The organism is Noviherbaspirillum sp., assembly GCF_035654295.1.
GTDB lineage: Bacteria > Pseudomonadota > Gammaproteobacteria > Burkholderiales > Burkholderiaceae_D > Noviherbaspirillum.
Window position 1 is genome coordinate 1 of record NZ_DASRXF010000122.1, and the last position, 2,600, is coordinate 2,600.

Annotated in this window: 4 protein-coding genes; all 4 read right to left on the bottom strand. The window is 65.6% G+C overall.

Annotated features, from left to right (window positions below; genetic code table 11):
- Window positions 1–154: 154 nt before the first annotated feature.
- On the bottom strand, window positions 155–1,210 hold the full coding sequence (locus VFF99_RS12455; RefSeq protein WP_325018328.1) for a 4Fe-4S binding protein: 1,056 nt from the start codon (window positions 1,208–1,210) through the stop codon (window positions 155–157).
- 1 nt (window position 1,211) lies between these two features.
- A complete protein-coding gene (locus VFF99_RS12460) occupies window positions 1,212–2,027 on the bottom strand; it encodes a CbbQ/NirQ/NorQ/GpvN family protein (RefSeq protein ID WP_414691536.1) in 816 nt (271 codons plus the stop codon).
- A 13-nt stretch (window positions 2,028–2,040) separates the two neighbouring features.
- Entirely contained in the window at window positions 2,041–2,301 is a 261-nt protein-coding gene (locus VFF99_RS12465) for a cytochrome C oxidase subunit IV family protein (protein WP_325018330.1), read from the bottom strand.
- Between the two features lie 4 nt (window positions 2,302–2,305).
- On the bottom strand, window positions 2,306–2,600 hold a 295-nt coding region (locus tag VFF99_RS12470), incomplete at its 5' end, for a cytochrome c oxidase subunit 3 (protein ID WP_325018333.1).

Consider the following 2,600-nt stretch of genomic DNA (forward strand, 5'->3'; position numbering starts at 1 on the left):
CGCACGTTCAGGCCGGCATCGCCGCCGAGGGCGCGGAAGAATACAGGGGCCAGCTTCTCGATTTCCTTCAGTTCCACGCGCGCCTGCGGGAAGCCGCGGTAGGCGGTGCGCGTGATCAGCTTGTCCCACAAGCCGCCGACGAATTCTTCCATGTCTATTCCTTGTCGCCGGTAGACACCGGCGTGATCTTGATGGTGCGGGCCTCCCGCATGTTGAATGCCGCTTCCGACTCGGCACGCAGGTCCTGCACCCAGTCGAGCAGCGCGCCCTTGGGGTTGTCGGCTTGCGTATGGTCGCAGGCATCGACGCACTGACCGCATTGCACGCAGGCGAACATCATCCGCTTGACGTTGCGCGGATTGAGCCGCATCGGGCAGACGTGGTCGCAGGCCGAGAAACAGGTGGAACAATCCTTTGCGCGTTCGCGCTGGAAACCAACCACCATCGCCTTGTCGTTGCCCATCCAGGCCAGGCTCTGGAAGAAGCCGACCGCGCAGGCGTAGCGGCAGAAGAGGTGGCGCGCGAACATGAACTCGACGAAGAAGGCGATGCTCGCCGCGCCGAGGAAAATGCTCTGGTTGCGGGTGAGCGTGCCGTGCCAGATGTTGCCGTAGATTTCGGCAGGCGGCAGCAGGTAGGTCAGCAGGACCACGGCCCACAGCACGGCGCAGAAAACGACGAGCGGCATCACGGCGAACCACCAGATGGCGTCATGTTTCGTTTCACTGCCGTCCGGGTTGCGCGCCGGGAGGCGCTTGGCGTCCCACAAGCTTTGCTTGCCGATGGCGCGGCGCAGGGTCTGGTTGATGGTCTCGACGATCGAGAAGTGCGGGCACAGCCAGCCGCAGTAGAGGCGCCCCCACTTCCAGCTGACGTAGATGAGCGTGCCGGCGACCCCGGCCAGCGGCAGGAAGGCGCGCAGGACGATGTTGAGCGATGCCTGGCCCGCGCTGGCACGTCCGGCGAGAAAGTCGTCGAGGCCGAGCGTCCAGTCGAAGCCGAACAGGATGAAGTGCTTGAGGTTGAGGTCGAGCCGGAAGATGTCGAAGACCGGGGCGAAGACGAAGAGCAGGAAGAATCCCGCCTGCGTCATCTGCCGCCAGCGCTGCAGGCCGATACCGAGCCAGCGCTTGCCCGGCGCGGGCGCTGCGGGTGCAACGCGCGGGCCGGTCTCGGGATGTTCGCGTGCCACTTTCAGCGGCGCATTCATGTCATTTCCCGAAGGTGGCCTTGATCACTTCCAGCAGCGCTTCTGCGGTATCGGGGTCGTCCGTCAAGGGTTCGACCAGCGCGGCTTCGCAGGCGGCAACCGGGTCGCAGCCTGCGCGCATCAGGCTTGCCGCATAGACCAGCAGGCGCGTGGAGACGGCCTCTTCCAGATCGTGATCCTTGAGCTGGCGGAAGTGGCCGGCCAGCGTGACGAGCTGGGTGGCGCGCATGGCATCGACGCCGGTTTCGGCGATGACGATGCGCTGTTCCAGGTCCGCCGGCGGGAAGCCGAAATTGATGGCGACAAAGCGCTGGCGCGTCGAGGGCTTGAGGCTCTTGAGCAGGTTCTGGTAACCGGGGTTGTAGGACACGACCAGCATGAAGTCGTCGGGCGCCTGCAGCTCTTCGCCGGTGCGCTCGATCGGCAGGATGCGGCGGTCGTCGGTCAGCGGGTGCAGCACGACGGTGGTGTCCTTGCGCGCCTCGACCACTTCGTCGAGGTAGCAGATGCCGCCCTGGCGCACCGCGCGGGTCAGCGGCCCGTCGGACCACATGGTCTGGCCGTCGCCGATCAGGTGGCGGCCGACGAGGTCGGCTGCGGTGAGGTCGTCATGGCAGGCGACGGTGATGAGCGGGCGCCCCATGCGCGCGGCCATGTGGGCGACGAAGCGCGTCTTGCCGCAGCCGGTCGGCCCCTTGATCAGGAGCGGCAGGCGGTTGCGGAAGGCGTACTCGAACAGTTCGCATTCGTTGCCGACCGGCTGGTAGTAGGGAATCTCGAGGGAGGCCATCAGGCCGGGGGCGGTGAGGTCGTTCATGTGTTCCTCCAAGCTAAATCTGTGAAATCCGGAAGGCGAAGGCCACCAGGCCGACGACGGCCAGCAGCCAGCCGATGACGACGCCGCGCCACAGCAGCGGCGCGCGGCGCAGGCCCATGAAGGCATCGATCACGATATGGCCTTTGAGCAGGGTCGCCAGCAGTACCGGGACGAGGACGGCGGCGCCGGCCAGGCGCGTATCGGCGATGCCGGCGCTGAACGCGGTCAATGCCAGCAGAAGCAGCCAGGCGAGGGTGGAAGCCTTGTTTGTCATGGTGTCAGTGCAATACGTAAATCAGGGGAAACAGCACGATCCACACGAGGTCGACCATGTGCCAGTAGGCGGCGCCGGTCTCCACCCCGGCGTGGTCTTCGGCGGAGTAGCCGCCGCGCCGCGCCTTGAGCACGATGGCGCCGAGAATCACCATGCCAAGCACCACGTGCATGAAGTGGAAGAAGCCGAGAAACAGGTAAAACATGTAGAAGGTGTTGGTCGACATCGAGATGCCGGCCGCCGCCTTGGCGCCGAATTCGGCGAGCTTGAGCACGAGGAAAGCGCCGCCGCAGCCCATC

What these genes read in the sequence shown, in the direction of transcription:
- VFF99_RS12465 (WP_325018330.1), bottom strand. Translation starts at nt 2,301, where the DNA reads ATGACAAACAAGGCTTCCACCCTCGCCTGGCTGCTTCTGCTGGCATTG.
- VFF99_RS12460 (WP_414691536.1), bottom strand. Translation starts at nt 2,027, where the DNA reads ATGAACGACCTCACCGCCCCCGGCCTGATGGCCTCCCTCGAGATTCCC.
- VFF99_RS12455 (WP_325018328.1), bottom strand. Translation starts at nt 1,210, where the DNA reads ATGAATGCGCCGCTGAAAGTGGCACGCGAACATCCCGAGACCGGCCCG.